Raw genomic sequence first — 25,333 nt, 5'->3', positions numbered from 1 at the left:
GGCTATTTTAAAGGATAGAGGATAATCGCGTTGGGTGCGTTTGAACTCAGTCATCATCACGTTCTCCGGATTTAAGTCTGGAACGTGTCAACGCTATTCAGGACGGGTCAATCAAATAAATAAAGCCTCTCGTAAGAGAGGCTTTATGCTGACAAACCCTGTACTACCTGATGAACAGGCGTGGGGGAGTTTTACTCAACGGTCAAAATACGCGTGGTATTGGTTGAACCGACGGTGCTCATGACATCGCCCTGGGTCACGATAACCAGGTCGCCGGAAACCAGATACCCTTTATCGCGCAGCAGATTAACAGCTTCATGCGCCGCGACAACGCCATCAGCCGCGCTATCAAAATGCACCGGCGTTACTCCGCGGTAGAGCGCGGTCAGGTTGAGCGTGCGTTCATGGCGCGACATGGCGAAAATCGGCAGGCCGGAGCTTATACGGGAAGTCATTAGCGCGGTACGACCGGATTCCGTCATGGTGATGATCGCGGTAACGCCTTTCAGATGGTTTGCCGCATACATCGCAGACATGGCAATAGCTTCTTCAACGTTGTCGAACTGCACGTCGAGACGGTGTTTAGACACATTGATGCTGGGGATTTTTTCTGCGCCCAGGCAGACGCGCGCCATTGCGGCAACGGTTTCAGAAGGATACTGACCGGCTGCGGTTTCGGCAGACAGCATAACCGCATCCGTGCCATCCAGGACGGCGTTCGCCACGTCCATCACTTCCGCACGGGTCGGCATCGGGTTGGTGATCATCGACTCCATCATTTGCGTTGCGGTGATGACTGCGCGGTTTAGCTGACGCGCACGGCGAATCAGCGCTTTCTGGATACCAACCAGCTCCGGATCGCCGATTTCAACGCCCAGATCGCCACGTGCGACCATCACAACGTCAGAGGCCAGAATGATATCGTCCATGGCGTTTTGGTCGCATACCGCTTCGGCGCGTTCGACTTTAGCCACAATTTTCGCGTCGCAGCCGGCGTCGCGTGCCAGGCGGCGTGCGTAGTTCAGATCTTCGCCGCAGCGCGGGAAGGAGACGGCCAGATAGTCAACACCTATCAGCGCAGCGGTTTGAATATCGGCTTTGTCTTTTTCGGTCAGCGCTTCAGCAGAAAGCCCGCCGCCGAGCTTGTTAATGCCTTTATTGTTAGACAGCGGGCCGCCGACGGTGACCTCGGTAAAGACTTTCATGCCCTGGACTTCAAGCACTTTCAACTGCACTCGACCATCGTCAAGCAGCAGGATATCGCCAGGAACGACGTCTGCCGGCAACCCTTTGTAATCAATGCCGACTTTTTCTTTGTCGCCTTCGCCTTTACCCAGGTTAGCGTCTAACAGAAATTTGTCCCCGATGTTGAGGAACACTTTGCCTTCTTTAAAAGTGGAAACGCGAATTTTTGGCCCTTGCAGGTCGCCTAAAATAGCCACATGACGCCCCAGTTTGGCGGCAATCTCACGGACTTTATCAGCGCGCATTTTATGATCTTCCGGCGAGCCGTGAGAGAAGTTCATACGTACGACGTTTGCGCCCGCGGCGATAACCTTCTCAAGGTTGTTATCGCGGTCAGTTGCCGGGCCTAACGTGGTAACGATTTTGGTTCTGCGAAGCCTTCTGGACATGTAATACTCCGTTGACTAAAACAACTTGGTGTTGCGTGAACATTGATCCGGTCGTTCTGAAACCTTAACGGTATAAAATGAACGTCCCCGGATGACGAAAAGGGTAGAACATTGTTATTGCTTTTAGCGGTCATCACTCTTGATGAGTAATTCTTTATCAAAACGCGATTCCTTGAGCGCTTCCTTGACACGCTTCAAGTTATCTCTGAATTTTGCCCCGCGACGCAAAGTAAATCCCGTTGCCAGCACATCTATCACGGTCAGCTGAGCAAGTCGAGAGACCATGGGCATATAAATGTCTGTATCTTCCGGTACGTCGAGGGTAATGGCTAGCGTGGCTTCGCGCGCCAGCGGCGTTCCAGCGGAGGTCAGGGCGATCACCATCGCATCGTTTTCCCGCGCCAACTGCGCCAGTTCCACCAGACTCTTGGTTCTGCCAGTATGCGAAATGAGCACGACGACGTCATCATCGTTACAATTCATACAGCTCATCCGTTGCAGCACGATATCGTCGGAGTAAATCACCGGCACATTGAAGCGAAAAAACTTATTCATGGCGTCATGCGCGACCGCGGCGGAGGAACCAAGACCAAAAAAGGCGATTTTTTTTGCCTGGGTCAGTAAATCGACCGCGCGGTTGACGGCCGATTTATCCAGCGACTGACGAACATGGTCGAGACTGGCCATGGCGGACTCGAAGATTTTTCCTGTATAGGCCTCAACGCTGTCATCTTCATCCACATTGCGATTAACATAGGGGGTGCCATTTGCCAGACTTTGCGCCAGATGCAGTTTAAAATCAGGAAAGCCGCGGGTATTCATGCTGCGACAGAAACGGTTCACCGTTGGCTCGCTAACGTTAGCTTCCTGGGCCAGCATGGCAATGCTTAAGTGAATCGATCTGCCTGGGGCGGCCAGAATAACATCGGCGACTTTTCGTTCAGATTTGCTTAAATGTTCCAGTTGAGACTGGACTTTTTCCAGCATATTCATGATTAGCAAGGCTCATGGGTATTAGCGATTTCAATGATGCGCGAAACCGAGCGCGTTTTGTTAGATATTACTCCTGGCGGCTGTCAAAGGGGGCAAAATGGCTAAAAAAGGTGTCGTTTTTTTTCATTACATGACCGACGTCGGATTTTAAGTTCCAGCTTGTGTGGAAAAGCGACAATTTTATTAGGCGTTTTGCCGATTATATTGCCAATCAAACGCCGGTTCATCCATGAAAAGGCGTTTACGGTTTCCGTAATCTCGTAAAAGCAGTACAGTGCTGTGTAATAAAATTACAACGATATCCTGGCTAAAGTACCAGGAGATTAACTAAGGAGAATGACATGGCGGTAACGCAAACAGCCCAGGCATGTGACCTGGTCATTTTCGGCGCGAAAGGCGACCTGGCGCGCCGGAAACTGCTGCCTTCCCTGTATCAGCTTGAGAAAGCCGGCCAGATCCATCCGGATACCCGTATCATTGGGGTGGGGCGCGCGGACTGGGATAAAGAAGCCTATACCCACGTTGTGCGTGAAGCGCTGGAAACCTTCATGAAGGAAAAAATTGATGAAGGCTTGTGGGATACGCTGAGCGGCCGTCTGGATTTTTGTAATCTTGACGTTAACGATACGCCTGCGTTTAGTCGCCTGGGCGATATGCTGGATCAAAAAAATCGCACCACCATTAACTATTTTGCGATGCCGCCCAGCACCTTTGGCGCTATTTGCAAAGGGTTAGGGGAGGCTAAACTCAACGCCAAACCGGCGCGCGTCGTGATGGAAAAACCGTTGGGAACTTCGCTGGCGACCTCGCGTGAGATTAACGATCGGGTCGGCGAATACTTTGAAGAGTGCCAGGTATATCGTATCGACCACTATCTGGGCAAAGAAACGGTTCTCAACCTGCTGGCGCTGCGTTTTGCCAACTCGTTATTCGTTAATAACTGGGATAACCGCACTATCGATCACGTTGAGATTACCGTAGCGGAAGAGGTGGGGATTGAAGGGCGCTGGGGATACTTTGACCAGGCCGGTCAGATGCGCGATATGATCCAGAACCACTTGCTGCAAATTCTCTGCATGATTGCCATGTCACCGCCGTCTGACCTGAGCGCCGACAGTATTCGCGATGAAAAAGTCAAAGTGTTGAAATCGCTGCGCCGTATTGATCGCTCCAACGTGCGTGAAAAAACGGTTCGTGGTCAATACACCGCTGGCTTTGCGCAGGGGCAAAAGGTGCCGGGCTATCTGGAAGAAGAGGGCGCGAATAAAAGCAGCAACACCGAAACGTTCGTCGCGATCCGCGTCGACATCGATAACTGGCGTTGGGCGGGCGTGCCATTCTATCTGCGTACCGGCAAGCGTCTGCCAACCAAGTGCTCTGAAGTCGTGGTTTATTTCAAGACGCCTGAACTGAATCTCTTTAAAGAGTCCTGGCAAGACCTGCCGCAGAACAAATTGACGATTCGCCTGCAGCCGGATGAAGGCGTAGATATTCAGGTGCTTAACAAAGTACCGGGGCTGGATCATAAGCATAATCTGCAGATCACGAAGCTTGATCTGAGCTACTCCGAGACCTTTAATCAGACGCACCTGGCGGATGCATATGAGCGCCTGCTGCTGGAAACGATGCGTGGCATTCAGGCGCTGTTTGTCCGCCGTGACGAAGTGGAAGAAGCCTGGAAGTGGGTGGACTCCATTACCGAAGCATGGGCGATGGACAACGACGCGCCGAAGCCGTATCAGGCGGGCACCTGGGGACCGGTAGCGTCCGTGGCGATGATTACCCGTGACGGTCGTTCGTGGAATGAGTTTGAGTAAATTTGCCACTCACTCTTAGGTGGTATTTTACCGGTAACATGATCTAACACAGATTGTAGAATCATTTTTGCACTTTTAAGCCTCGTGTGGATTCACCTGCGAGGCTTTTTTTATTACACTGCCTGAAACGATTTTGCCCCATTATCACCGGACATCATGTATTTCACTGTCTTTCCACATTGATGAAACGCATGGTAAACCCGGTAGCCGGACAGATAAATTTCAGGAGCCTCTATGAATCCTAATTTGTTACGCGTAACACAGCGCATTGTCGAACGCTCGCAGCAGACCCGAAAAGCCTATCTTGCCCGCATTGAGCAGGCGAAAACCGCCACGGTCCACCGATCTCAACTGGCCTGCGGCAACCTGGCGCATGGCTTCGCCGCCTGTCAGCCAGAGGACAAAGCCTCGCTGAAAAGTATGTTGCGCAATAATATCGCCATTATTACCTCCTACAATGACATGCTCTCTGCGCATCAACCGTATGAACATTATCCGGAAATTATTCGTCAGGCCCTGCATTCCGTGAATGCGGTTGGTCAGGTCGCAGGCGGCGTACCGGCAATGTGCGATGGCGTTACGCAAGGGCAGGATGGCATGGAGTTGTCATTACTCAGCCGCGAAGTGATAGCGATGTCGGCAGCAGTTGGCCTCTCTCACAATATGTTTGACGGCGCGTTATTCCTCGGCGTATGCGACAAAATCGTTCCGGGGCTGGCGATGGCCGCGCTCTCTTTTGGTCATTTACCCGCGATTTTTGTTCCGTCAGGCCCGATGGCGAGCGGCCTGCCGAATAAAGAAAAAGTCCGTATTCGTCAGCTATATGCGGAAGGAAAAGTTGACAGAATGGCGCTGCTGGAGTCGGAAGCCGCCTCTTACCATGCGCCGGGCACCTGTACATTTTACGGCACCGCCAACACCAACCAGATGGTGGTGGAGTTTATGGGAATGCAGTTGCCGGGTTCTTCGTTTGTGCATCCGGATGCGCCGCTGCGCGAGGCATTGACTGCCGCTGCCGCACGTCAGGTAACACGTCTTACCGGCAACGGCAATACGTGGATGCCGCTCGGTAAAATGATCGACGAAAAAGTCGTGGTGAACGGCATTGTCGCGCTGCTGGCTACCGGCGGCTCCACCAACCACACCATGCATCTGGTTGCAATGGCGCGCGCGGCGGGCATTCTGATCAACTGGGATGACTTCTCGGATTTGTCGGAAGTGGTTCCGTTGATGGCGCGTCTGTACCCGAACGGTCCGGCGGACATTAACCACTTCCAGGCGGCGGGCGGCGTACCGGTATTGATGCGTGAGCTGCTCAATGCCGGATTGCTGCACGAAGACGTTAACACTGTCGCAGGCTTCGGCCTGAAACGCTATACGCTGGAGCCCTGGCTCAACAACGGCGAGCTGGACTGGCGTGAAGGCGCGGAAAGGTCACTGGATAACGATGTCATTGCCTCTTTTGATAAGCCGTTCTCTCCTCACGGCGGTACTAAGGTGCTAAGCGGTAATCTGGGGCGCGCAGTAATGAAGACGTCTGCGGTACCGGTTGAAAACCAGATCATTGAAGCGCCTGCCATGGTATTTGAAAGTCAGCATGATGTGCTGCCTGCGTTTGACGCGGGTCTGCTTGATCGGGATTGTGTTGTTGTCGTGCGTCATCAGGGACCAAAAGCGAATGGAATGCCAGAATTACATAAACTCATGCCGCCACTTGGTGTATTATTGGACCGCCGTTTCAAAATCGCGTTAGTTACTGATGGACGACTTTCAGGCGCTTCGGGTAAAGTGCCTTCAGCTATCCACGTAACGCCGGAAGCCTACGATGGCGGCTTACTGGCAAAAGTGCGCGATGGCGACATCATTCGCGTGAATGGGCAGACAGGTGAGTTAACTCTGCTGGTCGACGAGGCGGAACTTGCCGCTCGTCAGCCTCATATTCCGGACCTGAGCGCGTCGCGCGTCGGAACGGGGCGTGAGTTGTTTGGCGCGCTGCGCGAAAAGCTGTCGGGTGCGGAGCAGGGCGCAACCTGTATCACTTTTTAAGATGACACACTAGTAATCAGGCGAGAGAAGAATTCCGATGAAAAACTGGAAAACAAGTGCAGAAGCAATCCTGACCACCGGCCCGGTTGTCCCGGTCATTGTAGTCAATAAACTGGAGCACGCGGTGCCGATGGCTAAAGCGCTGGTGGCCGGGGGCGTTCGCGTTCTGGAAGTGACTTTACGTACGGCCTGCGCGATGGATGCTATTCGCGCTATCGCTAAAGACGTGCCGGAAGCGATTGTCGGCGCCGGAACCGTTCTCAATCCGCAGCAGTTGGCGGAGGTGACGGAAGCGGGCGCGCAATTTGCGATTAGCCCGGGACTGACTGAGCCACTGCTGAAAGCCGCGACGGCAGGCACTATCCCATTGATTCCCGGTATTAGCACCGTTTCTGAACTGATGTTGGGCATGGACTATGGTCTGAAAGAGTTCAAATTCTTCCCGGCGGAAGCGAATGGCGGCACTAAAGCGTTGCAGGCGATTGCCGGTCCGTTCTCTCAGGTACGTTTCTGCCCAACTGGCGGCATCTCTCCGGCAAACTATCGTGACTATCTGGCGCTGAAAAGCGTGTTGTGCATCGGCGGTTCCTGGCTGGTGCCGGCCGACGCGCTGGAAGCGGGTGATTACGATCGCATCACCAAACTGGCGCGCGAAGCGGTAGAAGGCGCGAAGCAGTAAGCCGTTAAATGCCCGATGGCGCTTGCTTATCGGGCTTACGAGTGGCGATCAGGCAGGTCTGATAAAAATGCGCTAACGTCGCCATCAGGCGATGGCGCATTAGCCTTTTACCGTCACGCGGCTGACGGCCTTTTTCGCTCTTATCACCGCTTCTTCAACGTTTTCACCTGTCGCTAACGCTACACCAAGACGACGGGTGCCGTCGATCTCAGGCTTACCAAACAGCCGTACCTGCACTCCGGCCCCTACCGCCGCGTGTACATCATCAAACGTCACATTTTGACTGGTAAGCTGCGGCAGAATCACGGCCGAGGCAGCGGGACCATACTGGCGAATAGCGCCTATGGGCATTCCCAGAAAGGCGCGCACATGCAGCGCAAACTCAGAAAGATCCTGAGAAATCAACGTGACCATTCCGGTATCGTGCGGGCGAGGGGAGACTTCGCTGAAAATGACTTCATCGCCACAGACGAAGAGTTCAACGCCGAACAGGCCATGACCGCCTAACGCCAGTACCACATGACGAGCAATCTCTTGCGCCCGCTTCAGCGCCAGTTCGCTCATCTGCTGTGGCTGCCAGGATTCGCGATAGTCACCATCTTGCTGACGATGACCGACCGGCGCGCAGAAATGCACGCCATCGACGGCGCTAACGGTGAGCAGCGTAATTTCAAAATCAAATTTAACCACGCCTTCCACAATCACGCGACCCGCGCCAGCGCGTCCGCCCTGTTGAGCATACTCCCATGCCTGCGCGAGCTGTTCGGCCGAGCGGATAAAGCTCTGGCCTTTGCCGGAAGAGCTCATGACCGGTTTGACGATGCAAGGAAAACCCACTGCGGCTACCGCATCATGAAAACTGGCCTCACTGTCGGCAAAGCGATACGTCGATGTCGGCAGTCCTAATTCTTCTGCGGCCAGGCGACGGATCCCTTCGCGGTTCATCGTGAGCTGCGTTGCACGGGCGCAAGGCACGACATTCAGCCCTTCGCCCTCCAGCTCGCGCAGCGTATCGGTGGCGATCGCTTCTATTTCCGGCACGATATAATGCGGTTTTTCCTCTGTAATCACATGACGTAGCGCCTCGCCGTCCAGCATATTAATGACGTGTGAACGGTGAGCCACATGCATGGCGGGAGCATCAGGATAGCGATCGACGGCGATAACCTCGATCCCCAGGCGTTGGCATTCAATCGCCACCTCTTTTCCTAATTCTCCTGCCCCTAATAACATCACTCGCGTTGCTGCCGGACGCAGCGCAGTGCCTAATAGCGTCATATTTCTGTCCCCTTATTTACCTGCGCGCAGTATATACGAAAACGTTTGCGTATGTCTTTTCGAATAAATTGCTTTTCTTGCTGCCTTGCAATATACTGTATATAAACACAGGTAAATAAGGGGCTGCAAAATGGCGGTTGAAGTTAAATACGTAGTCATTCGCGAGGGTGAGGAGAAGATGTCATTTACCAGTAAAAAGGAAGCCGACGCCTGGGACAAAATGCTCGATACTGCCGATCTTCTTGATACCTGGCTTGAGCAGTCGCCAGTCGTGCTGGAAGATGGGCAGCGCGAAGCGTTGTCGCTGTGGCTGGCGGAACATAAAGAGGTGTTAAGCACTATCCTCAAAACCGGTAAGTTGCCTTCTCCGCAGGCGGTTGAAAAGGACGCCGCGAGTAAAACGAAAAAGCAAGCCGCCTGAACCCATACTTGCGCTCCCGGCGTTTTGTACCATGCTTTTCCTGAATCATTGTGCTAAGGAGAAAAGTATGAATAAAAGAGGAGCGTTGTTGAGCCTGCTGTTGTTATCCGCCAGCGTATCAGCATTTGCGGCATCCACCGAGAGTAAATCGGTTAAGTTTCCGCAGTGCGAAGGGCTGGATGCCGCCGGGATTGCGGCAAGCGTGAAGCGCGACTACCAGCAAAATCGTATCGTGCGGTGGGCAGACGACCAAAAAAAGGTCGGGCAGGCTGACCCGGTCGCGTGGGTTAATGTGCAGGACGTTGTGGGTCAAAATGATAAATGGACAGTTCCGCTAACCGTTCGCGGTAAAAGCGCCGATATTCATTATCAGGTCATCGTTGATTGCAAAGCCGGCAAGGCGGAATATAAGCCCCGCTAGCAGCGTAATTTGCGCTTCTTTTGCCGGAACAGACAATTCCTGACATCCCCTCAGGTACGCTTGACCATTATTGGTCTGTATTTGAGGGGTACTATGGCTAACTGGTTGAACCAATTACAATCACTTCTTGGGCAAAAAGGCGCTTCCGCATCGCCTTCCGGTGAACAGGGGTTAAATAAACTGCTGGTTCCCGGCGCGCTGGGCGGTCTGGCTGGACTATTGGTCGCCAATAAGTCTTCGCGCAAATTATTAACTAAATACGGTACTGGCGCTTTGCTGGTGGGCGGCGGCGCGGTAGCGGGTTCCGTATTGTGGAATAAGTACAAAGATAAAGTACGCGCCGCGCATCAGGGGGAGCCGCAATTCGGCAGCCAAAGTACCCCGCTGGATGTTCGCACTGAGCGACTGATCCTGGCACTGGTTTTTGCTGCAAAAAGCGATGGGCATATTGATGCCAAAGAACGCGCGGCGATTGAGCACCAACTGCGAGAATCAGGCGTGGAAGAGCAAGGGCGTGTGTTTATCGAAAAAGCTATTGAGCAGCCGCTTGATCCACAACGTCTGGCACAGGGCGTTCGCAATGAAGAAGAAGCCCTGGAAATCTACTTCCTGAGCTGCGCCGCCATTGATATTGACCACTTTATGGAACGTAGCTATCTGAATGCGTTAGGAGACGCACTAAAAATTCCTCAGGAGGTTCGGGACGGTATCGAGCAGGACTTGCAGCAGCAAAAACAGGCGCTACCGGGCTGATAACCTGCCATTAAGTAACATGTTTCGCTTGCATCATGCGTGTCTTTTGCCACCCTTATAGGATGGATAGTTTACGTCATTCATGTTGCAGGATAGCGGCGAAGCAGTGACATCTCAGGCGCTTACCGAGGTGAGCGACCGGGACTACCATGCTACGCCGCTGTGTTTGCCGCGTGATATATAACAAATATTAACGCAAAAGAAAAAACGACATGTTGCCAAAAGCCAATCGAATTCCCTATGCCATGACCGTACATGGCGATACGCGCATTGATAATTATTACTGGCTGCGAGATGACACTCGCTCGCAGCCGGAAGTCCTTGATTACCTGCATCAGGAAAATGAGTATGGCCGGAAGGTCATGACCTCTCAGCAGGCGTTACAGGACCGCATTCTAAAAGAAATTATCGATCGCATCCCGCCCAGAGAAGTTTCCGCTCCGTATGTGAAAAACGGCTATCGCTACCGTTATATCTATGAACCCGGCTGCGAATATGCCATCTATCAACGACAATCGGCGTTAAGCGAAGAGTGGGATGTGTGGGAAACCTTGCTCGATGCGAACCAGCGGGCCGCGCACAGCGAATTTTATACGCTCGGCGGACTTGCCATTACGCCGGATAATACCATCATGGCGCTGGCGGAAGATTATTTATCCCGTCGTCAGTATGGGTTGCGTTTTCGTAACCTCGAAAGCGGTAACTGGTATCCGGAACTGCTGGATAACGTTGCGCCTGAATTTGTCTGGGCCAATGATTCCTTGACCCTTTACTATGTGCGTAAGCATAAGAAGACGCTGCTGCCCTATCAGGTTTGGCGGCACACGATTGGCACTCCGTCATCGCAAGATGAACTGGTATATGAGGAGAAAGACGATACCTTTTATGTCAGCCTGCATAAAACCACTTCGCAGCATTATGTGGTGATTCATCTTGCCAGCGCCACCACTAGCGAAGTGCTATTACTTGACGCGGAACTGGCCGATGCCGAGCCGTTTTCATTCTTACCGCGCCGCAAAGACCACGAATATAGTCTCGATCACTATCAACATAAGTTTTACCTGCGTTCTAACCGGAACGGTAAAAACTTTGGGTTGTACCGTACCCGCGTGCGCAATGAAAACGCCTGGGAAGAGCTGATCCCTCCGCGCGAGCATATTATGCTGGAAGGGTTTACCCTGTTTACCGACTGGTTAGTGGTCGAAGAGCGTCAACGGGGGCTTACCAGCCTGCGGCAAATTAACCGTAAAACCCGTGAAGTGATAGGCATCGCCTTTGACGATCCGGCTTACGTGACGTGGCTTGCCTATAATCCCGAACCTGAGACCTCCCGGCTGCGTTACGGCTATTCTTCAATGACGACGCCAGATACCTTGTTTGAACTGGATATGGATACCGGTGAACGACGGGTACTTAAACAGACGGAAGTGCCTGGGTTTGATTCTGGCTGTTATCAGAGCGAACACCTGTGGATCACCGCACGCGACGGCGTCGAAGTGCCGGTATCGCTGGTTTATCATCAGAAGTATTTTCGTAAAGGGCAAAATCCGCTTCTGGTTTACGGCTACGGATCTTACGGTTCCAGTATTGACGCCGACTTCAGCAGCAGCCGACTGAGCTTGCTGGATCGTGGCTTTGTTTACGCAATCGTACACGTTCGCGGCGGCGGTGAGCTGGGGCAGCAGTGGTATGAAGATGGCAAATTCCTCAAAAAGCGGAATACTTTTAATGACTATCTTGATGCCTGCGATGCCTTATTAAAACTGGGTTACGGTTCGCCGTCGCTGTGTTATGGGATGGGCGGGAGCGCGGGCGGAATGCTAATGGGCGTCGCTATCAACGAACGCCCCGAGCTTTTCCACGGCGTTATTGCCCAGGTACCCTTTGTTGATGTATTAACCACGATGCTGGATGAGTCGATCCCACTAACGACAGGAGAGTTTGAAGAGTGGGGGAACCCGCAGGATATTGAATATTATGACTATATGAAAAGCTATAGTCCTTATGACAATGTCAAAGCGCAGGACTATCCGCACCTGCTGGTGACGACAGGATTGCACGACTCCCAGGTGCAATACTGGGAACCGGCGAAGTGGGTGGCAAAATTACGCGAGCTAAAAACGGACCAACGTCTGCTGCTGTTATGTACGGATATGGACTCCGGGCACGGTGGTAAGTCGGGGCGGTTTAAATCCTACGAAGGCGTCGCGCTGGAGTTCGCCTTTTTAATCGGCCTGGCGCAGGGAACCTTACATAGCGCATAGACGCGCGCCCGCAACGGCTTGTGAGCGTCGCGGGTTATTGTGGTGTTCCATTGCTGCGTTGCTCGCCAGCCTGAACATCTTCCAGGTAGTGTTTAAGCGTCAGGCGAAGTTCCGGGCTCATATTATCAAGGTTATTAAAAAGCCAGCGTAAATAGCCCGGATCGCGTTTTGCGACTTCAGATACCGCCTTACCGCGGTATTTACCGAACGAGAAAGTGGTTAACAGCGCAGGACGGCCCGTGATATTGACCATCTCTTCCGCGGTCCAGCCGGTGGTTCGCATAATATCAATCAGCAAGGCGGCGGTGATATAGCAATCATAAAGCGCCCGGTGATGATGCAGCCCCGGTGGCGTTTGTACGCTTAGTTTGCGCGATTTATAGAGCGCCATATTGCTGTATTTTATTCCCGGCCACAGGCGTCGCGACAACTTCATGGTACAGATCCACTCACCCGGCAATTCAGGTAATACGCGTCTGTCGAAACTGGCATTGTGAGCGACATACCACTCACTACCGTAATAAAGCGGTATGACATCTTCAATCCACGGCTTATCGGCGACCATGGCTTCGGTAATACGGTGTATCGCCATCGCCTGCGGCGTAATAGGGCGATCGGGGCGTATCAGGTGACTCATGGGATTGACAATGTTGCCATCAATGACATCTACAGAGGCTATCTCTACGATCCCGCCCTGCAGCCCGCAGGTTTCCGTGTCTATAATCCGCAACATGATTCATTCCTCACCGAAAGACCTTAGCGTAATGGAATGATATCGCCTTGCCAACCCTCGGTTGTGCGCAGACCCGTCAGTAATAGCGAACCGCAATCGGCACGAACAATAAGTTGCCCGCTTTCATCCCACAGCGCGCTACTGCCACAGGCATTGGCCATCAGTACGGCCAGCGCATATTTATGCGAAAAACGTTGTAAGCGTGAGGTAGAAGCATGGAGTTCAGGTTCGTTAAGACATTGACTGGTTGTGAATAACGTAAATGAGGGATCTATATCACCACCTTCTGGCTGCTCATCCACCACGTTGATAGCGCTTCGCTGCCTGGCAATACAGGCGCCATGACTTTTGTGAAACATGAGCGGCGACGTTAGCCATGGGGCAAAAATAGCGATGCCTTTTACGAAGCGGCAGTTATGCTCAACAGGCATACCCACAATGATAGTCATATGGTGGGTATCGGCCGCATGAGTGAGCGGCTGTAAAAGCGCCTCGTCAGGCGGGGCGGGCAACGATTTATTCCTTTCGTCGCAGCCTAATAGCGACAGTGACGGAAAGACCAGCAGTTCGCACTGTTGACGAGCCGCAAGCTCAATATATTCCAGATGATGGGCGACATGCTCCGCCGGCGAGGCGTTCAGGGGCGCATACTGCGCAGCAGCAATTTTCCAGGAGGACATAATGACTTCCTTTTCATAGTCTCTACAGCCATTCTAAAAAGCATAGGTTAAGAATCGCCTTATAATGTAGTCGTCTGCATGTAAGGAAGTGTAACGTTATATAATTTTTATTTAACTTTGGGTTCGTAAGGGAGTCGGGATAGTGATACGGAAGCCAGACGATGGGCAATCAGCCGCTCGCGAAACCAGGCGCGTAGATGCTCTGGCTGCTCACGTTCGACCGCCTCCGCGACAACAGGCATATTGTAGCGCTCTTTAAATGCCACCCCGGCTGCCGCCAGGTCCACATTGACTTTATCCATTTCCGCTTGTTCAAGCTGAGCCAGATTTGTTTTCATACGTGTCTCCTTTTTTGTTGCCGCCAGAAGGTACTAAGAGTCCGCGGTAATGGCAAGATGGAAATGATGATCCTCGACTCATTGATTGTTGAAGGTTATTCTTTGTAACGTAGGTATAACAAAAAGGAATAGTGAATATGGCTTCTTCTGCACCATCGCGACGTTTAGCTTTACTGCTGCTGGCATCGACATTTGCGACGCCAGCGGCTTGGGCACATGCGCACCTGACGCATCAGTATCCAGCGGCGAATGCTGCCGTTACGGCCTCGCCACAGGCGCTGACCCTGAACTTTTCTGAAGGGATTGAGCCAGGGTTCAGCGGCGCAACCATTACTGGCCCTCAGCAAGAGCTCATCAAAACGCGCCCGGCAAAGCGAAATGAACAGGATAAAACGCAGTTGATTATCCCGCTTGAGCAGCCGTTAAAATCTGGCGCTTACACGGTAGACTGGCACGTTGTGTCGGTGGATGGACATAAAACAAAAGGGAAATACACCTTCAGCGTGAAATAAATGATGCTGACATTCGTCTGGATAACTCTCCGATTTATTCATTTTGCTAGTGTGATGCTGGTCTACGGCTGCGCGCTTTACGGCGCCTGGCTGGCACCCGCATCAATTCGTCGTTTAATGACGCGTCGATTTTTACATCTGCAACGACATGCCGCCGCCTGGAGCGTTATCAGCGCGGCTTTTATGCTGGCGATTCAGGGCGGACTGATGGGCGGCGGCTGGCCCGATGTTTTTTCCGTCTCGGTGTGGGGCGCGGTACTGCAAACCCGCTTTGGCGCGGTCTGGATATGGCAAATTATCCTCGCGCTGGTCACGCTGGCGGTGGTAGTCATTGCGCCGGTAAAAATGCAACGACGGCTTCTTATTCTAACCGTTGCTCAGTTTATCCTGCTGGCAGGCGTTGGACATGCGACGATGCGCGACGGTGTAGCGGGAACATTACAGCAGATTAACCATGCTCTGCATTTACTCTGTGCCGCAGCCTGGTTTGGTGGGTTGTTGCCAGTGGTTTATTGTATGCGCATGGCTCAGGGACGCTGGCGTCAACATGCTATTAGCGCCATGATGCGTTTTTCTCGTTATGGTCACTTTTTCGTGGCGGGCGTATTGCTCACAGGCATGGGCAACACGCTATTTATCACGGGATTTACCGCTATCTGGCAGACCACCTATGGACAGTTGCTTTTGTTAAAATGTGCGCTGGTGGTGCTTATGGTAGCAATTGCGCTGACGAATCGGTATGTTCTCGTACCACGTATGCGACAGGAAAATCCCCAGACTGACCTATGGTTTGTCAGGATGACGCAAATTGAATTGGGAGTTGGAGGCATAGTTCTGGCGATCGTCAGCCTGTTTGCAACCCTCGAACCTTTCTGATGGACTGGCATAACGAATGAAAAAAATACTCCTTCCGGCGCTTCTGCTGGCCACTTCGGGCGTAGCGTTGGCGGCGCCGCAGGTGATTACCGTAAGTCGTTTTGAAGTAGGAAAAGACAAGTGGGCGTTTAATCGGGAAGAGGTCATGTTGACCTGTCGGCCTGGCCAGGCGCTCTATGTGATCAACCCCAGTACGCTGGTGCAGTATCCCTTGAATGCCATTGCCGAACAGCAAGTAGCGGAGGGTAAAACGCGCGCTCAGCCTATTGCCGTCATTCAAATCGATAACCCGGCGAAGCCCGGTGAGAAAATGAGTCTGGCGCCGTTTATCGAACGTGCGCAAAAGCTTTGTGATCCATCCAATAGCTGACTGATTTTTAATAAAAAACCGTAAACCTTCACGAAAAGGCTTACGGTTTTTTTATCTCTGATAACAGACAAAACGCCAGGTTTTTTCAATCACCTTCGTCGCAAACTGGAAAACCTGGCGTCGTCATCTATTCTTAAAGGGCAAGGCGATTTAGCCTGCATTAATGCCAACTTTTAGCGCACGGCTCTCTCCCAAGAGCCATTTCCCTGGACCGAATACAGGAATCGTATTCGGTCTCTTTTTATTTGGATTATAAATCAATGGGTTATGTGTTTCCCCTCGAAATTCCTCGAAATTTCCTCGAATTTCTGTATTCCGGTCTTTTTGGTTATATCACATCCAAATCCAGTTTAACATTTCTTTTACAACAAAATCAGAGCATCACGTAAGCTTTATTATCGCGTTCATCGAGATAGAGTTTCGTGGTGTTCTCTGAGGTGTGGCCCAGGAGTTTTTGAGCGAATTCCTCGCCGCGTTCGTCTTTGTACAACCGCCCGAGCAGGCTACGGATCTCGTGAAATGTCGGTGGGTTATCACTACATTTAACGTCTGAAATTTTTCTGGCTTTTACAAATTTCTTTGTCAGCCCATCCGGGTGAATATTCCCGGTCGGGCTATTTTTCCTGATTCCTGCACTGATCATGAAATCGGTTTTGCTTACCAGCCGGCAGCGATCGATAACCGTTCCCGGACGTAACCCTGGCGCCTGAAGTGTCAGGGAGAGGGGAATGGCTATTTTCATTCCGGTTTTAATCTGAGTTACGTATAAGCGGTTGTCAAAAACATCACTAAATTTCATATTTACGATATCCTCCCTACGTTGACCAGTAACGAGCGCTAAATCCATCGCGAGAGGGAACCATGCAGGCATATGCTCTGCTGCCGCTCGTGTGGCGTTATACGTTTCCAGTTGCAGGCGTTCCCTGGCCACCTTAATCTCTGGTATCCGGGTTGCTTCCACCGGGTTTTTCACAATATGCCCTTCGACAATAGCCTCTCTGAACATGTCAGATAGAACTGATCTCATTGCTCCCGCCATAGTGTTTTTTCCCTCGGTTATCCACGACTCAAGAAACTTGGCAATGTGCCGGGTTGTTACTTCTGCCAGTATTATTTCTCCCATTTTTTCGCGTACGGTCGCTAATTGATTACTGCGAATCTTGTAGGCATTAACCGACAGACTCCGGCGCTGTAATAAAACCTCATAGCGATCAATCCATGCGGACACAGTGAATGAGTCCGTTCCTTTTAGTTTTTCAATAAGCGCCACTGGCGTGTGGTTTTGCGCTATGAAGTTGTTTGCCTCTATGGCCTGTGTGATAGCGTCCCTGCGGGCGATCTGACCGAGCGGAAATTCCTTGTCAGTTACCGGGTTACGCCAGAAAAAAGATTTACTGGCCTTACGGTAGGTGAGGTACCTCGGAAGGTTAGCATCGTACTTTTTTCGACTCACTGATCAACTTCTCCAGCAATGCACTCGGTTAACGCCATCACACTCTGGTACATAAGTTCGATTTTCCGGCCTTCTTCTGCCGTAAGCACGGTTCTTCCTGTCCGGGCGCACTCTTCCAGAAAGGTTTTCTCTTCTTCTTTTCCTGCGCTGGTACGGCGGTTAAATTCCGGAGCGATGATGAAGCGTTTACTGAATTCCTCTGGTTCCAGTACCCGGCAGTGAAAAGCCGTTCCTGTATCGAGAGTCTTTGTTTTCTCCGTGTCCACGGGGGCATTTTTACGCCACAGATAAATTGCTGGTGTGTCTGCGATATCGTCAAGCTGTGATTTACTGACGCCGGGGCCAGCGTGATACGCCTCGTTAGGGATGTCATAGTAAATACCTGGCTGTATATTATCAGGGACAGTGAAATTTCCGTTTTCTACGGGATCTGCCGCTTCGCCAGCTTCATCACCGCCAGTACCTGATCCACCGTCCGTTGTAATTTCCTGCCCTGTATCGCCAGCCGTTTCCTGCTGGTTGCTCTCTTTCGGCGTTTCTCCATCTCTTTCTGTTCTGGCTTCCGTTTTTTCGGTCTGGTTTGAGGGGGGCGGGAATAGCGCTGATACATCGAAAGTCCCGTCCGCGTTTCTGGTGACAGCCTCCGGCTCTGCTGCTGGTTGTTTTTCCTCCGGCACCACTTCTTCTTTTTCACCCTGATTTGAGGCGCTGTAATTGTTATGAACCCACTTCGGATCGTTCGGGTCGCTGATGTCTTCGACATATTCACCGCGCGCGGCTGCCAGTTGTTTACCAACATCAACCGGGTTTTTGGGTGGAATGTTTTTACGTGCTTCGTGCAGTTCTGCCCGTATTTTCTGGTAGCCTGCTTCTGTCTGGCTTACAGGTGGTTCATTCTCCAGCGGCTGTGGGTCCGGATGATGTTCAGTTGTGTCCTGTTCCACTGCTTCAGGCGTTGCTGGTTCATCTGCCAGTTCGCCTGTCGGTTGCTGTTTTTCTTCATCACACTGAAATCTCCCTGCCTCAATATCCCGCAGACATTTGCCCGCCTGACTAAGCCTTGCTGCATTTTCTTCATGGGTTGTTGGGGGGTTATCAGGCACATATTCGTACCAGTCCGGATCGCGAACGCCATGAACGGCAAGAAAGCTTTCGCACCACGTTCGGCGAAGATCAGGATTACCGGGCTGGAGAATTACACCAGATGTGGCGTTGCACTGAAACTGGATCTAGTGGCGAATCCAGGACAGCTTGAGCTAGAACGTCATGCCGCCCGATCCGCAGCGTGGCTTTTTGTGACTAAAGGGTGTCTGAAATATTCCGGCGACCTGGTACGTGTTACGCAGATCATCAACGGAGGGTAGAACGGCATCGGTGATCGGCGGGAGCGCTTTGAGAAAGCAAAATCGGTGCTGGTATGAATCTGTTATCTGCTCTTCTGAAAAGATACTGGTTGCAGCTGGTGTTTATTTTGCTGATGGCTGGTGCGTTTATCGCCGGTAATGTCTGGAGTGACAGGGGCTGGCAAAAAAAATGGGCAGATCGCGACAGCGCTGAATCCTCTCAGGAAGTCAACGCCCAGACCGCCGCCCGTATTATTGAACAGGGCCGCATTATTGCCCGTGATGAGGCTGTGAAAGATGCACAAGCGCAAGCCGCTAAATCTGCTGCCACTGCTGCTGGCCTGTCTGCCACTGTTAGCCAGCTGCGTACCGAAGCAAAAAAACTTGCCACCCGCCTGGACGCCGCAAAGCACACCGCAAATCTTGCCGCTGCCGTCAGAAGCAAAACAACCAACGCCGACGCCAGAATGCTTGCCAACATGCTCGGAGATATTGCAGAAGAAGCTAAACATTATGCTGGAATCGCTGACGAGCGCTACCGGGCAGGAATGACGTGTGAACGAGTATATGATTCGGTGAGAGAGTCAAATAATTACAGGAGGCATTGAAACTCCCCCTGTAATATTGCTGTAAAAAAGTGACTACATATCATCAGATGGAACCAGATGAATAAGAACAGGTTTTTCACCAGATGAAACTGATAAGTACTCACTCAGTTTTGATATAGCTGAAATCTGTCTGAATAACCTGTCGGGGTGCTGGAATAACAACTTTCCGGAAATTCTTCTGCAATGGATTTTACTTTTAGTGACCATTCGCCTCCTTATCTGTAGAGGTGGGTAACGAATTTAAAAAGCATTCTGCTTACTTAGGGGGAACATCCTGATGACTGCCTGCAATATTGCAAATTCCATTTTCATTGTATGAACCACCTGAATCAAGGCACTCATCTTCCATCAGGAATTTCTGCGACCACATACCTGCATAAAAAACGATAATAATGGCTACGATAATAGTGATGATGTTTTTCATTTATGTTCTCTGTGTGTTGTTATTGAAAATGATAATCAATATCGCAAAATGAAATAAATAATCATTAAGTGGTAGTTGTTGATAATTGTTCGCATTTTAAAAAGGTACTCCCGGCGGGGCGGCCTGCCACGGGGCGGCAGCGGCGCGGGATTTGGTGCATTTTTGATTTTTCATGCATCATCATCATGTTGTAACTCTCTGTTTTAATGTCATTTATTTTTAAAAGATGATGGTTTGTATGTTTTTTGTTCATTATATTTCGTTTTTCCGGGGGAGGGCGCGCTAAGAAACAGCCCCAGAGGTAAAAATGGACGGCGAACTGAAGAACCTCAAATGCAATATCAGTCAGCTTGCCGCTATTACAGGGTTATATCGACAGACGGTTGTCAGTCGCCTCTCGGGCGTTCCCCTGGCACTGGGAAGCAATGAAAAAAACAAGCTGTATCTCCTGACGGATGTGATCCGCGTACTGATGGAAACGCCCGTTTCCCAGGCTGCTGAACATCAGGACCCGAATAAAATGACTCCAAAAGAGCGTAAGAACTGGTTTGACTCCGAAAAGGGGCGTTAATACCACGGGCAATCATACTAACCAGTTCGGCGGTTATATCAATTCATACTGGGGAGATTCCAATCACACTTCATTTCAGCCTGGAGGTGGTGCGTGGACACAGGCCGCTGGCGACCATGCGCATACAGTTTATATCGGAGGACACGAGCACACCATGTATATCGGTCCACACGGACACGTCGTTATTGTGGACGCAGACGGTAATGCGGAAACCTTTGGTCTTATGGACGGCGGTGTGGATGCTGCTATTACGGCATATTTCGGGTCGCAATTACAGGAACGGGTACAGCAAAATATCATCCGTGAATACCTGGGGGAACAGCCCGTCGGCACCGCCTTTGTTATTGAAACGGGTAACAGTAAACATCCGTGGCTGGTTCACGCCCCGACGATGCGCGTTCCGCTGATTATTGCCGGCACCGACGCGGTTTATAATGCAACACGGGCTGCGTTACTGGCAATTTTTCAGCACAATAAAAGCGCCGGAGAAGACCGGAAAATTACATCTGTTGCATTACCTGCAATGGGGGCCGGATGTGGTCAGGTCCCCCCGGACAGCGTCGCCCGGCAAATTGTACTGATATAGCCCCTCCTGATATTCCCTCCAGTCATATTGCTGTTTTTGACGCTGAAACCCAAACGTGGAGTCTGCAGGAGGATCACCGCGGCGAGACGGTTTACGACACAACAACCGGCAATCAGGTTTATATCTCCGATCTTGGTCCGCTACCTGAAAACGTCACATCAGTTTCACCAGGTGGTGGATACAAAAAATGGGATAGTAAGGCTCAGGTCTGGATGAATGATGAAGCTGCGGAGGCCGCAGCCAGACTTCGTGAAGCTGAAGGAACGAAAAACAGACTCCTGCAAATAGCGTCTGAAAAAATCGCGCCGTTACAGGATGCAGTGGATCTGGACGAAGCAACCAATAAAGAAAAAGCTTCTCTTCTGGCATGGAGAAAGTACCGGGTACAGGTAAACCGTGTTGATACTTTAAAGCCTGTCTGGCCGGAGAAACCAGCCAGTAGTTTATAATTTGTCAGGAAAGCTCAGGCCTTATTTATAGCAAATATGAAGAAGGCCTGTCTGTCATAACTGATATGGTTACTGGTTAGTATATTAAATTTATACTCAATAACCTCTACACATTTTAAACCAATCTTCAGGGAAGGGTATGCCAGCAGGCCAAAGAGTACACCACTTTTGAGGAATTGGCTTAATTGTTTCTTCTTTTTTATGATCTTGAGGGTCTGCCGCTATTGTAAGAGCAGAATATAGTGAAGATGGTAATATTAAAACCATTGCTAAAAATACGCTCTTAACGTGTTTCATAATATGTTACCTGTTAAATTGTGGCACACTATCCTTACGGTTACAGCATCCTTTACTATAGATATTAAACGTTATTCATTACCATCAGGTGAGTAAATAAAAACCATTTATAAAATATTTAACTTAAATAAAAATGATAAGCACTATTATATTTTATTTCCAATGTAAATTAATTCATGTGAAAGTGATTTCATGTGCTTTTCAAATCATGGCTGGCTCGCCCCCCCGGAGGAACAGGCCAGTTAACATTATCAGGAGTGTTTGTTATATCAATCAACTTCACTTCATTCTTGTAAGCCAGCCACACTAACAGTTTTGATCCTGTCCGCGTATTGTGGATACAGCCTTAAGCGAGGTTCTGGTTTTCAAATTGTTCCGGACTGAGATCGCCGCAGACCCTGACGGCGCAGGCTGGACGCTATCGTTTTTACATTGTACCTCAGGCCCCAGGTTCACTTCCTCAGCAAGCCGGGGCGCACCGTAGCGCTGTTTTGCCTGGCTGAAGGCCTCTCTTACGACATTGTCGCAGTCCTGCCGGAACTGCTGGTGGGTATTAACGACTGTGCGCCTTGTTTGCCAATGCCGATTCCGAACTCATTCTGACGCCGATCATCATTGCCGTGTTGCTCGCGCCTGGTTTCAGCAAAAGCACCACGCTGGCTATACTGCATTTCTTTTTCCGCAGGGAGAAGTGAGTAAATGAGTATGGAAATGGAGCTTTCCCTATAATGGCGGCTGAAGCTAATCATGTGTCATGTATTGCAAATGTCAAAGTGATAAATAAAGTTTCAACAGTCTGTGTTTTTTGTGAAAACGACTCGCTATGGTGCTAACCCTATATGAGGGACTGATTGAACATCAGATATATCCCGGCTTATTTAATACTGCTTACTATGAGGGTAATAATATGTTTTCTCTTATTAAATCACGTAAAGTTTTATTCATAACAACTCTTCTGCTGTTGTCGTCTGCTGCCCAGCCAGAGCGTTCGCTCTGGGGTGCTTAGGGGACGGTGGTAGCACTAAAGAATGTGCAGAGGTTTGTTCCCTGGCGGCAGGTTTAGGCCCCCTTGGTTTTCTCATTTGCTTTTAATGTCTGAGAAGTGGTTATCCTGAGCCTTTCCTGTTCATGTAGTGAAGGCCCATTCAGAACATCATATTTAAACTATCGTAATGGAACAAAGAGTTACTTTAAAGAGCTCTTTGTTCCTTTAACCTTGATGAAGATGGTCAACGTCTGGTTTTACAAATCCGATACAGACAGGATAGCTGCTATGTTTGTTATCCATCTGGAAGGTTATCTGGCTGATAGCATCAAGCGCCAGTTGTGGCCATTGCTTCAGTACCCAGTGTGCCACTACAGTGCCACTACATTGGTGGCCGTAGGCCAAAACTGACGCCGGAGCAATGGGCGCAGGCAGGGTGCCTTATTAGGGCAGGAGTACCGCGACAGCAGGTAGCGATTATTTATGATGCGGGGCTGTCGACGCTGTACAGAAAATTCCCTGTGTTAGGGTAATGCAGTATTTCCACGGTGCGTGCCACCCAAATATGTGCTGTGGATGCTTTATAGGGTGTGCCATTTTTGTGTCAAACATGGTGAAGCATCATTCTATTTCTAACATCATGTGCCATTGAGTTGAGCAATGTGAATGCGGAAATGTGTATTTGAAACAGTTAGTTAAATGTGATTCTACTAATTCGTAATGCGAAGGTTGTAAGTTTGATTCCTGTTATTGCAACATTTCAATGTTACTGTAACTTCCGTGTTAGCCCATAACCATTCCAATTTCTACAAGACAGGTGCTTGCTATATATTTACCAATCAGTCATTTTAAAAGTGCGTCATAACCGGAGAACTGTCCTCGTCAGGAGGCCTGTTTTCAGAAAGGCAATATCCTGTTTCGACAGTAGCTTATATGTGACCGGGTTAGCAGCACATTCCCCTCCGCCACATTCCAGTACAGTTGAAATAAGGTTGGCAGTAATCAGTAACAGAAATACCCAACCGACAATACTGAACAGGTCCGGATTAATATTCAATGAACGAAATGCAACATTCATGCTACTGATTGCCAGAATTACCGCAACAGCAATAATAATCAGAATTGACGTAATCAGAGTCCAGGTATAAAAGTGTAATCCAAAAAATGCAGAACCATATCCTGTGTCACCGGGCATGATATGCAAACATATTTGCCGGGATGCCATAACTCCGGTCAGGATACTGCCAATAATTACCATCCCGTAATGTATACCTCGTAGACCAAAGCAGAGGTTAAATAAAAAGCCAAAACCGGCGATGGTGAGGCCAGCCCGCTGTAATAAGCAAATTGGACAAGGCAGCTCATGCCTGACGAGTTGATAATAAAAGGCTACAACCAGAGCAACGCATATCCCAAGGAGTCCCACCTGATTAATCAGATGAACAAATGTTGTTGGATGATGATGCGTTTTCATACACACTCCTTAAAATGACAAAGTCAGCGAATTGGTCATATGATGAATGAATGATAAAATAGTGACGATGAGTAAAACGGCCCACAGAATGTAGCTGACTTTATCCTTTCTGTTTATGGCCCCCATTGCCACGCTCAGTGCAAGCAAGAATGGCAGAAACATGAACATAAAAAACTCCTTTATTACATTGCTTGTTAATATAATCGCTGTGTATTACCGGGTCTGTATTCCAGCTTATCCACCCCGCATTAGCCGGAGCTCAGTAAGGCATCAGGAATTATTTGCGTTATTATAAATCGATTATTTCTGTGATGAGTTATCCCGGCATCTGCTGGTTACAGGGATATTTCTGGCGACAAGAGTAAGAAATATCCCGATAACTAATGGTATAATAAGCAGCATTGAGTGTGTTGAAATAGCATATCCATAAATATAGTCTTCCAGACTTACCGCAATCAGCGGAAAGATAAGAAATACAAGCGAAGCCTGGAAGGCATTAGCCTTTTGCTGAAGCGCAAAGTAGCACAGGATACCAAAAACTCCGGCAAAAGCCCCGAGATACAGGGTAGCTAATATTGAGTGTACTGAGAAGGTTGATACTTGTGGTCTTTCAAAAAACCATCCTGTCGCAGAAAGTATCAACCCAGCTAAAAGGCACGGGAGCGCATTAAATGTGATAACAGAGACAGTACAACTTCTTTTCTTACATTGTGTATATATTATGGCATGGATTAACACAGCAGAAATAAGCGCAGTGATACCCTGCCAGTGACTCTCTGTACTTGTATTCGTTTCTTCAAGAAGTATCCCCGTCAATGCAGTGATTGCGATAGTTAAGCCCGCGATCTGCATTAGTTTCGCTTTTTCATTTAGAAACAAAACCGATGCTATCAAAACGGCCACAGGCATATTCGCAAAGATAATGGCGGCAAGCCCAGAGTTGACATAGGTTTCACCATAAATCATTAGTGAGAAAGGAATGCAAAAATAAAAGATGCATATCACAAACTGGAATAATCGTTGTCCGGGAGGAAACAACAGTGTTTTTTTTCTTAACCATGCAATGATGATTAAAAAAGGTGCTGCAAACATAAACCTCATTCCGGTTGCAAACACTGGAGGGATAGTTTCAACGGCAATTCGCATGGCCAACCATGTAGTCCCCCAAGTCAGTGAAACTAGCATGAATAATATAGATATCGACACCTTGCGCATAAGATCCTCTCCGTAAAAAAATTAATTTAGCTTTTTAGCTAGAAAAAAGTAGCGTTTTCTTCACTGTGTTTTTTATATGTTTAGATAAAAATTTCTCTATCAGAAGACGCAGT

General features: G+C 49.9%; 26 protein-coding genes and 8 pseudogenes. 18 read left to right on the top strand and 16 right to left on the bottom strand.

Annotation, left to right across the window (positions count from 1 at the left end; genetic code table 11):
* Positions 1 to 191: 191 nt before the first annotated feature.
* Together pyk and HV477_RS24940 are read right to left on the bottom strand one after the other, a co-directional pair.
* Entirely contained in the window at positions 192 to 1,634 is a 1,443-nt protein-coding gene (pyk, locus tag HV477_RS24945; RefSeq protein ID WP_000091156.1) for a pyruvate kinase, read from the bottom strand.
* Positions 1,635 to 1,757: 123 nt separating this feature from the next.
* Complete coding sequence (locus tag HV477_RS24940) at positions 1,758 to 2,627, bottom strand: MurR/RpiR family transcriptional regulator (RefSeq protein ID WP_020898861.1); 870 nt, start codon at positions 2,625 to 2,627, stop codon at positions 1,758 to 1,760.
* 341 nt (positions 2,628 to 2,968) lie between these two features.
* Between HV477_RS24940 and zwf the strand changes: the two genes are divergently transcribed.
* From zwf to kdgA, 3 genes are all read left to right on the top strand, one after another.
* Complete coding sequence (gene zwf, locus HV477_RS24935; RefSeq protein ID WP_000301711.1) at positions 2,969 to 4,444, top strand: glucose-6-phosphate dehydrogenase; 1,476 nt, start codon at positions 2,969 to 2,971, stop codon at positions 4,442 to 4,444.
* Positions 4,445 to 4,678: 234 nt separating this feature from the next.
* A complete protein-coding gene (gene edd, locus HV477_RS24930) occupies positions 4,679 to 6,490 on the top strand; it encodes a phosphogluconate dehydratase (RefSeq protein WP_001069118.1) in 1,812 nt (603 codons plus the stop codon).
* A gap of 37 nt (positions 6,491 to 6,527) precedes the next feature.
* Complete coding sequence (gene kdgA, locus HV477_RS24925; RefSeq protein WP_000800494.1) at positions 6,528 to 7,169, top strand: bifunctional 4-hydroxy-2-oxoglutarate aldolase/2-dehydro-3-deoxy-phosphogluconate aldolase; 642 nt, start codon at positions 6,528 to 6,530, stop codon at positions 7,167 to 7,169.
* A gap of 99 nt (positions 7,170 to 7,268) precedes the next feature.
* Here the strand turns inward: kdgA and purT are convergent, their stop codons facing one another.
* The gene (purT, locus tag HV477_RS24920; protein WP_052932130.1) at positions 7,269 to 8,447 is read right to left on the bottom strand and encodes a formate-dependent phosphoribosylglycinamide formyltransferase; all 1,179 of its coding nucleotides are present in this window, start codon (positions 8,445 to 8,447) and stop codon (positions 7,269 to 7,271) included.
* A gap of 130 nt (positions 8,448 to 8,577) precedes the next feature.
* Here purT and yebG point away from each other — a divergent pair, with 130 nt between their 5' ends.
* From yebG to ptrB, 4 genes are all read left to right on the top strand, one after another.
* Positions 8,578 to 8,868, top strand: coding sequence for a DNA damage-inducible protein YebG (gene yebG / locus HV477_RS24915; RefSeq protein ID WP_000257723.1), 291 nt, complete (start codon positions 8,578 to 8,580; stop codon positions 8,866 to 8,868).
* Positions 8,869 to 8,935: 67 nt separating this feature from the next.
* Positions 8,936 to 9,289 carry a protein YebF gene (yebF, locus tag HV477_RS24910; RefSeq protein ID WP_001042123.1) on the top strand — a complete coding sequence of 118 codons (354 nt, stop codon included), beginning with the start codon at positions 8,936 to 8,938 and terminating at the stop codon, positions 9,287 to 9,289.
* A 93-nt stretch (positions 9,290 to 9,382) separates the two neighbouring features.
* Positions 9,383 to 10,042, top strand: a complete 660-nt coding sequence (locus HV477_RS24905) for a tellurite resistance TerB family protein (RefSeq protein WP_000024707.1) — start codon at positions 9,383 to 9,385, stop codon at positions 10,040 to 10,042.
* A 212-nt stretch (positions 10,043 to 10,254) separates the two neighbouring features.
* Complete coding sequence (gene ptrB / locus HV477_RS24900) at positions 10,255 to 12,306, top strand: oligopeptidase B (RefSeq protein WP_000936999.1); 2,052 nt, start codon at positions 10,255 to 10,257, stop codon at positions 12,304 to 12,306.
* A gap of 34 nt (positions 12,307 to 12,340) precedes the next feature.
* On the opposite strand, the gene exoX is transcribed toward ptrB, so the two are convergent.
* The 3 genes from exoX to HV477_RS24885 form a co-directional block, all read right to left on the bottom strand.
* Positions 12,341 to 13,039 carry an exodeoxyribonuclease X gene (exoX, locus tag HV477_RS24895; protein ID WP_000944285.1) on the bottom strand — a complete coding sequence of 233 codons (699 nt, stop codon included), beginning with the start codon at positions 13,037 to 13,039 and terminating at the stop codon, positions 12,341 to 12,343.
* A gap of 23 nt (positions 13,040 to 13,062) precedes the next feature.
* Entirely contained in the window at positions 13,063 to 13,719 is a 657-nt protein-coding gene (locus HV477_RS24890; RefSeq protein WP_000100257.1) for a carbon-nitrogen hydrolase family protein, read from the bottom strand.
* Positions 13,720 to 13,826: 107 nt separating this feature from the next.
* Complete coding sequence (locus HV477_RS24885) at positions 13,827 to 14,057, bottom strand: DNA polymerase III subunit theta (protein ID WP_000856224.1); 231 nt, start codon at positions 14,055 to 14,057, stop codon at positions 13,827 to 13,829.
* Positions 14,058 to 14,194: 137 nt separating this feature from the next.
* Between HV477_RS24885 and yobA the strand changes: the two genes are divergently transcribed.
* From yobA to HV477_RS24870, 3 genes are read left to right on the top strand one after another with little or no spacing between them, the layout of a single operon-like run.
* Positions 14,195 to 14,569: a CopC domain-containing protein YobA gene (gene yobA, locus HV477_RS24880; RefSeq protein ID WP_000168393.1), complete on the top strand. Its 375-nt coding sequence runs from the start codon at positions 14,195 to 14,197 to the stop codon at positions 14,567 to 14,569.
* Positions 14,570 to 15,445 (top strand): copper homeostasis membrane protein CopD, encoded by an 876-nt coding sequence (gene copD, locus HV477_RS24875; RefSeq protein ID WP_079899312.1) that lies wholly within the window; start codon positions 14,570 to 14,572, stop codon positions 15,443 to 15,445.
* Between the two features lie 16 nt (positions 15,446 to 15,461).
* Positions 15,462 to 15,815, top strand: a complete 354-nt coding sequence (locus HV477_RS24870; protein WP_000722368.1) for a YebY family protein — start codon at positions 15,462 to 15,464, stop codon at positions 15,813 to 15,815.
* Positions 15,816 to 16,188: 373 nt separating this feature from the next.
* On the opposite strand, the gene HV477_RS24865 is transcribed toward HV477_RS24870, so the two are convergent.
* A complete protein-coding gene (locus HV477_RS24865; protein ID WP_079899311.1) occupies positions 16,189 to 17,268 on the bottom strand; it encodes a tyrosine-type recombinase/integrase in 1,080 nt (359 codons plus the stop codon).
* A 29-nt stretch (positions 17,269 to 17,297) separates the two neighbouring features.
* Positions 17,298 to 18,452: pseudogene (locus HV477_RS24860) on the bottom strand (exonuclease VIII); the annotation flags it as partial.
* Here HV477_RS24860 and HV477_RS24855 point away from each other — a divergent pair.
* Together HV477_RS24855 and HV477_RS24850 are read left to right on the top strand one after the other, a co-directional pair.
* Positions 18,441 to 18,632 (top strand): annotated as a pseudogene (locus tag HV477_RS24855) (glycoside hydrolase family 19 protein); the annotation flags it as partial. The pseudogenes HV477_RS24860 and HV477_RS24855 overlap by 12 nt on opposite strands.
* Positions 18,633 to 18,685: 53 nt before the next feature.
* Positions 18,686 to 19,219 (top strand): DUF2514 domain-containing protein, encoded by a 534-nt coding sequence (locus tag HV477_RS24850; RefSeq protein WP_060588443.1) that lies wholly within the window; start codon positions 18,686 to 18,688, stop codon positions 19,217 to 19,219.
* 256 nt (positions 19,220 to 19,475) lie between these two features.
* On the opposite strand, the gene HV477_RS24845 is transcribed toward HV477_RS24850, so the two are convergent.
* Both HV477_RS24845 and HV477_RS24840 read right to left on the bottom strand, forming a co-directional pair.
* Positions 19,476 to 19,643, bottom strand: coding sequence for a lytic enzyme (locus HV477_RS24845; RefSeq protein WP_000789530.1), 168 nt, complete (start codon positions 19,641 to 19,643; stop codon positions 19,476 to 19,478).
* Positions 19,644 to 19,707: 64 nt separating this feature from the next.
* Positions 19,708 to 19,896, bottom strand: coding sequence for a hypothetical protein (locus HV477_RS24840; RefSeq protein WP_079898756.1), 189 nt, complete (start codon positions 19,894 to 19,896; stop codon positions 19,708 to 19,710).
* A 54-nt stretch (positions 19,897 to 19,950) separates the two neighbouring features.
* On the opposite strand from HV477_RS24840, the pseudogene HV477_RS24835 reads away from it, so the two are divergent.
* The 4 pseudogenes from HV477_RS24835 to HV477_RS24825 all read left to right on the top strand — a co-directional run.
* Positions 19,951 to 20,211: pseudogene (locus tag HV477_RS24835) on the top strand (DUF1441 family protein); the annotation flags it as partial.
* A pseudogene (locus tag HV477_RS28645) lies at positions 20,204 to 20,428 on the top strand (tail fiber protein); the annotation flags it as partial. The pseudogenes HV477_RS24835 and HV477_RS28645, both read left to right, overlap by 8 nt.
* Positions 20,420 to 20,794, top strand: a pseudogene (locus tag HV477_RS28290) (macro domain-containing protein); the annotation flags it as partial. The pseudogenes HV477_RS28645 and HV477_RS28290, both read left to right, overlap by 9 nt.
* Positions 20,761 to 21,249: pseudogene (locus tag HV477_RS24825) on the top strand (tail fiber assembly protein); the annotation flags it as partial. The pseudogenes HV477_RS28290 and HV477_RS24825, both read left to right, overlap by 34 nt.
* Positions 21,250 to 21,345: 96 nt before the next feature.
* Here the strand turns inward: HV477_RS24825 and HV477_RS24820 are convergent.
* Positions 21,346 to 21,546, bottom strand: a complete 201-nt coding sequence (locus HV477_RS24820; RefSeq protein WP_079898758.1) for a PagK family vesicle-borne virulence factor — start codon at positions 21,544 to 21,546, stop codon at positions 21,346 to 21,348.
* Between the two features lie 377 nt (positions 21,547 to 21,923).
* Positions 21,924 to 22,125, bottom strand: a pseudogene (locus HV477_RS28640) (IS3 family transposase); the annotation flags it as partial.
* On the opposite strand from HV477_RS28640, the gene HV477_RS24815 reads away from it, so the two are divergent.
* Entirely contained in the window at positions 22,116 to 22,241 is a 126-nt protein-coding gene (locus HV477_RS24815) for a hypothetical protein (protein WP_000457876.1), read from the top strand. The pseudogene HV477_RS28640 and the gene HV477_RS24815 sit on opposite strands and share 10 nt — an antisense overlap.
* A 515-nt stretch (positions 22,242 to 22,756) precedes the next feature.
* Here HV477_RS24815 and HV477_RS29100 read toward each other — a convergent pair.
* Positions 22,757 to 22,903, bottom strand: coding sequence for a hypothetical protein (locus HV477_RS29100; protein WP_000951652.1), 147 nt, complete (start codon positions 22,901 to 22,903; stop codon positions 22,757 to 22,759).
* Between the two features lie 14 nt (positions 22,904 to 22,917).
* Between HV477_RS29100 and HV477_RS29095 the strand changes: the two are divergent.
* Positions 22,918 to 23,064, top strand: a pseudogene (locus HV477_RS29095) (helix-turn-helix domain-containing protein); the annotation flags it as partial.
* 326 nt (positions 23,065 to 23,390) lie between these two features.
* Here the strand turns inward: HV477_RS29095 and HV477_RS24800 are convergent.
* The 3 genes from HV477_RS24800 to HV477_RS24790 all read right to left on the bottom strand — a co-directional run bounded on the left by HV477_RS24800 (position 23,391) and on the right by HV477_RS24790 (position 25,220).
* Positions 23,391 to 24,005 carry a disulfide bond formation protein B gene (locus tag HV477_RS24800; protein ID WP_175065501.1) on the bottom strand — a complete coding sequence of 205 codons (615 nt, stop codon included), beginning with the start codon at positions 24,003 to 24,005 and terminating at the stop codon, positions 23,391 to 23,393.
* 9 nt (positions 24,006 to 24,014) lie between these two features.
* Positions 24,015 to 24,173 carry a DUF5993 family protein gene (locus tag HV477_RS24795; protein ID WP_000480735.1) on the bottom strand — a complete coding sequence of 53 codons (159 nt, stop codon included), beginning with the start codon at positions 24,171 to 24,173 and terminating at the stop codon, positions 24,015 to 24,017.
* 132 nt (positions 24,174 to 24,305) lie between these two features.
* Complete coding sequence (locus tag HV477_RS24790) at positions 24,306 to 25,220, bottom strand: DMT family transporter (RefSeq protein ID WP_001233445.1); 915 nt, start codon at positions 25,218 to 25,220, stop codon at positions 24,306 to 24,308.
* Positions 25,221 to 25,333 lie beyond the last annotated feature (113 nt).

Origin of the sequence: Salmonella sp. SG203 (assembly GCF_013350575.1) — a bacterium.
GTDB lineage: Bacteria > Pseudomonadota > Gammaproteobacteria > Enterobacterales > Enterobacteriaceae > Salmonella > Salmonella enterica.
This window is presented reverse-complemented; position numbering and strand designations above follow the sequence as displayed.